Annotated in this window: 4 protein-coding genes; 3 read left to right on the top strand and 1 reads right to left on the bottom strand. The window is 70.8% G+C overall.

Annotation, left to right across the window (positions count from 1 at the left end; all coding sequences use genetic code 11):
* The 3 genes from AC1D15_RS16470 to nagZ all read left to right on the top strand — a co-directional run.
* Positions 1–316: pyridoxine 5'-phosphate synthase (locus tag AC1D15_RS16470; RefSeq protein ID WP_477826813.1), on the top strand; the 316-nt coding region annotated here is incomplete at its 5' end.
* Entirely contained in the window at positions 313–711 is a 399-nt protein-coding gene (acpS, locus tag AC1D15_RS16465) for a holo-ACP synthase (protein ID WP_477826812.1), read from the top strand. The genes AC1D15_RS16470 and acpS, both read left to right, overlap by 4 nt.
* A 17-nt stretch (positions 712–728) precedes the next feature.
* Complete coding sequence (nagZ, locus tag AC1D15_RS16460) at positions 729–1,778, top strand: beta-N-acetylhexosaminidase (RefSeq protein ID WP_477826811.1); 1,050 nt, start codon at positions 729–731, stop codon at positions 1,776–1,778.
* Positions 1,779–1,930: 152 nt separating this feature from the next.
* Here the strand turns inward: nagZ and AC1D15_RS16455 are convergent, their stop codons facing one another.
* On the bottom strand, positions 1,931–5,116 hold the full coding sequence (locus AC1D15_RS16455) for an Rne/Rng family ribonuclease (RefSeq protein WP_477826810.1): 3,186 nt from the start codon (positions 5,114–5,116) through the stop codon (positions 1,931–1,933).
* Between the last annotated feature and the right edge of the window lie 329 nt (positions 5,117–5,445).

Genomic DNA, 5,445 nt, shown 5'->3' with positions numbered 1-5,445 from the left:
GGCCGCGGCGCGCGCGGTCGGCGCCGACCGCGTCGAGCTCTACACCGAGACCTTCGCGAGCGCGCACGGCACGCCCGCCGGCGCGGCGGTGCTGGCCGGCTTCACCGCGAGCGCCGAGGCGGCGCTGCGCGCCGGCCTGGGCGTGAACGCCGGCCACGACCTGAACCGCGACAACCTGACCGATTTCCTGCGGGCCGTGTCCGGCGTCCAGGAGGTGTCGATCGGCCATGCGCTGGTGGCCGATGCGCTCGAGCTCGGCCTGGTCGAGACGGTGCGCGACTACCTGCGCTGCATCCAGCGGGCGGCCGCGCGGTGATCTACGGCATCGGCACCGACATCTGCGACGTGCGCCGCATCGCGGCGACGCTCGAGCGGCGCGGCGAGCGCTTCGCGGCCAAGGTGCTCGGCCCGCAGGAGCTGGTGGTGTTCCACGCGCGGCGCGCCCGCGTCGAGGCGCGCGGCATCAGCTTCCTGGCGACCCGCTTCTCGGCCAAGGAGGCGTTCTCGAAGGCCATCGGCCGTGGCATGCGCATGCCGATGACCTGGCGCGCCTGCGAGATCGTCAACCTGCCGAGCGGCAAGCCCGAGATCGTGCTGCACGGCGAACTGGCCCAATGGTTCAAGGCGCGGCACCTGGTCGCCCACGTCAGCGTCACCGACGAGAGCGATTACGCGGCGAGCTTCGTGGTCGTCGAAACCCAGCAACCCTGAATGCGAAGAGAGACAGCATGAGCGAACACGCCCCGGTGATCCTCGACATCGCCGGCACGGCCCTGACCGATGACGATCGGCGCCGGCTGCGCCACCCGCTGACCGGCGGGCTGATCCTGTTCACCCGCAACTGGGTCGACCGCCGCCACCTGACCGAGCTGACCGCCGAGGTGAAGGCGATCCGCCCCGACGTGCTGATCACCGCCGACCATGAAGGCGGCCGCGTGCAGCGCTTCCGCACCGACGGCTTCACGCACCTGCCCGCGATGCGCGAGTTCGGCGAGCTGTGGATGCGCGACGCGATGCGCGCCGTCGATGCGGCCACGTCGGCCGGCTACGTGCTGGGCACCGAGCTGCGCGCCTGCGGCGTCGAGCTGAGCTACACGCCGGTGGTCGACCTCGACCATGGCCGCAGCGAGGTCGTCGGCGACCGGGCGTTCCACCGCGACCCGCGCGTCGTCGCGATCCTCGCGCAGGCGCTGTCGACGGGCCTGCTGCGCGCCGGCATGGCCAATTGCGGCAAGCACTTTCCGGCGCACGGTTATGCGGTGGCCGATTCGCATGTCGCGCGTGCCGTCGACGACCGCACGCTGCAGCAGATCCTCGATGAAGATGCGAAACCCTACGACTGGCTGTCGACCACGCTGACCTGCGTGATGCCGGCGCACGTGACCTTCCCGCAGGTCGATGCGGTGCCGGCCGGTTTCTCGTCGCGCTGGCTGAAGGAGATCCTGCGCGGCCAGCTCGGCTACACCGGCGCCATCTGCTGCGACGACCTGAGCATGGAAGGCGCCCGCGTCGCCGGCACCGCGGTCGAGGCCGGCATCGCAGCGCTGAACGCCGGCTGCGACCTGGTGCTGCTGTGCAACCAGTCGAAGGTCGACAACGGCCGGCCGGTGGATGCGCTGCTCGACGGCCTGGCCCAGGCGCTCGCGCAGGGCCGCTGGCAGGCCGATGCGAACAGCGAGACACGCCGCCTGGAGCTGCTGCCGCAGACCTCGCCGCTGCCGTGGGACGAGCTGATGCACCAGCCGACCTACCAGAACGCGCTCGAACGGCTGCCCTGATCGGGGCGCTTCAATAGTGTGCTGGTCGAGCGGCCGGCGCGATGCGTTCTGCGTGATCACGATGCGCTGCAGCGTCATTTGCCGCGCACCATGAAAAACGGCGCCCGAAGGCGCCGTTGTCGCGTTGTCACGCGCTGTCAGAAACTCCGGGCTCAGGCGGCCGGCTTGCCGGACTCCGATTCGAACGGCAGCTTGACCTGCGACAGGTCCTTGCGCGTCTCGACCAGTACCAGCGGGCCTTCATCGATCGCGACCGGCGGGCGGGGCTCGCGCGGCACGTGGATCGGCTTCGGCTCGCGGGCCATCGCTTCCTGCACGGCCCGGATCTTGTCGGCATCCGAGTTGACCCATTCGAGGCCGGCGGTCTGCGCGACCGACTGCAGGTCGGACAACGGCAGCACGAAGCGCTCGACCGGCGCGGCCACGGGGGCTGCGATCGGCGCGGCGACGGGCGCTGCTGTAACAGGCGCTGCAACCGGTGTTGCCACTGCGGGGGCCTGGGCCACCACGGGCGCGGCGACCGGCGCTTCGACGACAGGCGCCGGGACCGGCGGCGTGTACGCAGGCGGTGTGTAGGCGGGTGCCTCGGCGATCTCGGAGCGGTACGCCGGCTCGGCCACCGCAGCGGCTGGGCTGTCGCCCGCGGCACCGGGCTCGGCGCCTTCGGCCGGCGGCGCGCTGCCATCGGCTTCGTCACGTCGTTCACGGCGTTGACGATCGCGGCCGCGACCCCGGCGGCGCCCATCGCGTTCGCCGCCTTCCGGCGTGGCGTTGCCGCCCTCCGGTGCGTCGGCCGACTCGACGGACTCGCCCTGCTGGCCGACTGCGTCCACCGGCAACTCGGTGCGGACCGTGTCGTCACCCGACGCGTTCGCGACCTGCTCACCGTTCTCGTTCACGACGGCTTCGCCGTTGCGGGCTTCGTCGCGGTCGCGGCCACCGCGGCCACGACGACGGCGACGGCCGCCTTCACGCGCTTCGCCGCCTTCTGCATCGGGGCTGGGCACGGTGTCGCTGAACGCTTGCACCGGCGCCGCGGCGCCTGCCACCGCACCGTCAACCGGCGCATCGGCCGGGCGACGCTCGCGCTCGGGGCGCGGACCGCGGCCGCCACGGCCTTCGCCCCGGCCCTCACCGCGCGGTTCTCCGCGACCTTCCCCACGCGGCGGACGTTCGTCCGTGCGCGGTGCGACTGCTGCGGCGCCGGCTTCCGTGTTCGCCACTTCCTCGACACGCTCGCTGCGCTCGTTGCGGCGGCCACCGCGCTCACCGCCACGCTCGCCACGTTCCGGGCGATCGCCACGGCCTTCCGGACGGCCCTCGGTGCGGACCTCATTGCGGCCCTCACCGCGACCTTCCGCGCGACCTTCGCCACGGCCACCCTCTGGGCGACCCTCGCCGCGGCCTTCGCCACGACCCCGATCTCCACCGCGCTCACCGCGGCGGCCATCGCGCTTGCCGTCACGGTCGCCGCGGCCGCCGCGGCCATTGCCACGGTCACCGCGATCGCCACGTTCACCACGGCCGTCGCGCTTCGCGCCGGCATMGCCGGTCGCCGCTGCAGGCGCCTTGACGGCCGGTGCCGCTTCCGGCTCGCCGCCACCGAACAGGCGCTTGACCCAGCCGAAGAAGCCACCGCCGGCGGCCGCGGGTGCTGCCACCGGTGCGGGCGCTGGGGCCACCGCCACCGGCGCCGCGACCGGCACGGGTGCCGGCTTCGGCGGCACGATCGGCGCGGGCGTCTCGGGCAGGATGCCCTTGATCACCGGCTCCTGCTTGGCCTTGGCCTTCTCGCGGCGCGTGATGCCGACCTCGTCGTCCGGCTCCTCGATCATCGAGTAGCTGACCTGCAGGTTCTCCAGGCGCGGGTCGTCGTGGCGCAGGCGCTCGAGCTTGTAGTTCGGCGTGTCCAGGTGCTTGTTCGGCACCAGCAGCACGGTGATGCGCTGCTTCAGCTCGATCTTCGTGATCTCGGTGCGCTTCTCGTTCAGCAGGAACGAGGTCACCTCCACCGGCACCTGCACATGCACGGCGGCGGTGTTGTCCTTCATCGACTCTTCCTGGACCATGCGCAGGATCTGCAGCGCGCTGGATTCGGTGTCGCGGATGTGGCCGGTGCCGTTGCAGCGCGGGCAGGTGATGTGGCTGCCTTCGCTCAGCGCCGGGCGCAGGCGCTGGCGCGAGAGCTCGAGCAGGCCGAACTTGCTGATCGAGCTGAACTGCACGCGGGCGCGGTCCTGGCGCAGCGCGTCGCGCAGCCGGGTCTCGACCTCGCGGCGGTTCTTCGACTCTTCCATGTCGATGAAGTCGACGACGATCAGGCCGCCCAGGTCGCGCAGCCGCATCTGGCGCGCGATCTCGTCGGCGGCTTCCAGGTTGGTGCGGGTCGCGGTTTCCTCGATGTCGCTGCCGCGCGTGGAGCGGGCCGAGTTCACGTCGACCGAGACCAGCGCCTCGGTGTGGTCGATCACGATCGCGCCGCCGGACGGCAGGTTCACCGTGCGCGAGAACGCGGTCTCGATCTGGTGCTCGATCTGGAAGCGCGAAAACAGCGGGGCGTCGTCGCGGTAGCGCTTCACACGTGCGGCCGATTCCGGCATCACGTGGTTCATGAACTGCATCGCCTGGTCGTAGATGTCGTCGGTGTCGATCAGGATCTCGCCGACATCCGACGTGAAGTAGTCGCGGATCGCGCGGATCACGAGCGACGACTCCTGGTAGATCAGGAACGCACCCTTGCCGCCCTGCGAAGCGCCGTCGATGGCGGTCCACAGCTTCAGCATGTAGTTCAGGTCCCACTGCAGCTCGGCGGCGCTGCGGCCGATGCCGGCGGTGCGGGCGATCAGGCTCATGCCCTTCGGGTACTCGAGCTGGTCGAGGTTTTCCTTCAGCTCCTCGCGATCCTCGCCCTCGATGCGYCGGCTCACGCCGCCGCCGCGCGGGTTGTTGGGCATCAGCACCAGGTAGCGGCCGGCCAGCGAGACGAAGGTGGTGAGGGCCGCGCCCTTGTTGCCGCGCTCTTCCTTCTCGACCTGGACCAGCAGCTGGTCGCCTTCGCGGATGGCGTCCTGGATGCGCGCGTTGCGCACGTCGGCGCCGTCGCGGAAGTAGTTCTTCGAGATTTCCTTGAACGGCAGGAAGCCGTGGCGGTCTTCGCCGTAGTCGACGAAGCAGGCCTCGAGCGAGGGCTCGACGCGCGTGACGACGGCCTTGTAGATGTTGCCCTTGCGTTGCTCGCGGCCTTCGATCTCGGTCTCGAAGTCCAGCAGCTTCTGGCCGTCGACGATCGCGAGGCGACGCTCTTCGGGCTGCGTCGCATTGATCAGCATGCGTTTCATGTGCGCTCCTTCGCCACCACCGCGCCGTGTTGTGCGCGAGTGGCAGCCACTCAACATGCCGCCTCTGAAACTTCAGGGGCGACTCATCGATGCACGAGAAACGTGGATGAACCGGAAGGAATCGCCCTGGACTGCGTTGACGCGGGATCGATCAGTGGATCGGCCGGTCAGGCAGCGTTGGCGCATGCGAGACAGCGGGCGCTGCGGGGCACGAGGCCGGTGTTCGAGGCTCGACCCCGGCACGGCCGGCCAGCGCAAACCCGCAGGCACGAGGCCGGGGTACGGCGCGCAAGGCACACGGTGGGCAGTGGTGGGGGGTGGGTGCCGGG

The organism is Rhizobacter sp. P2_H2, assembly GCF_056403375.1.
Note: the sequence above shows the minus strand (reverse complement) of the source record. Positions and strands in the feature narration are given on the sequence as shown.

Excerpts from the sequence above, each read along its gene's own strand:
- nagZ (WP_477826811.1), top strand. The coding sequence starts at position 729 with ATGAGCGAACACGCCCCGGTGATCCTCGACATCGCCGGCACGGCCCTG.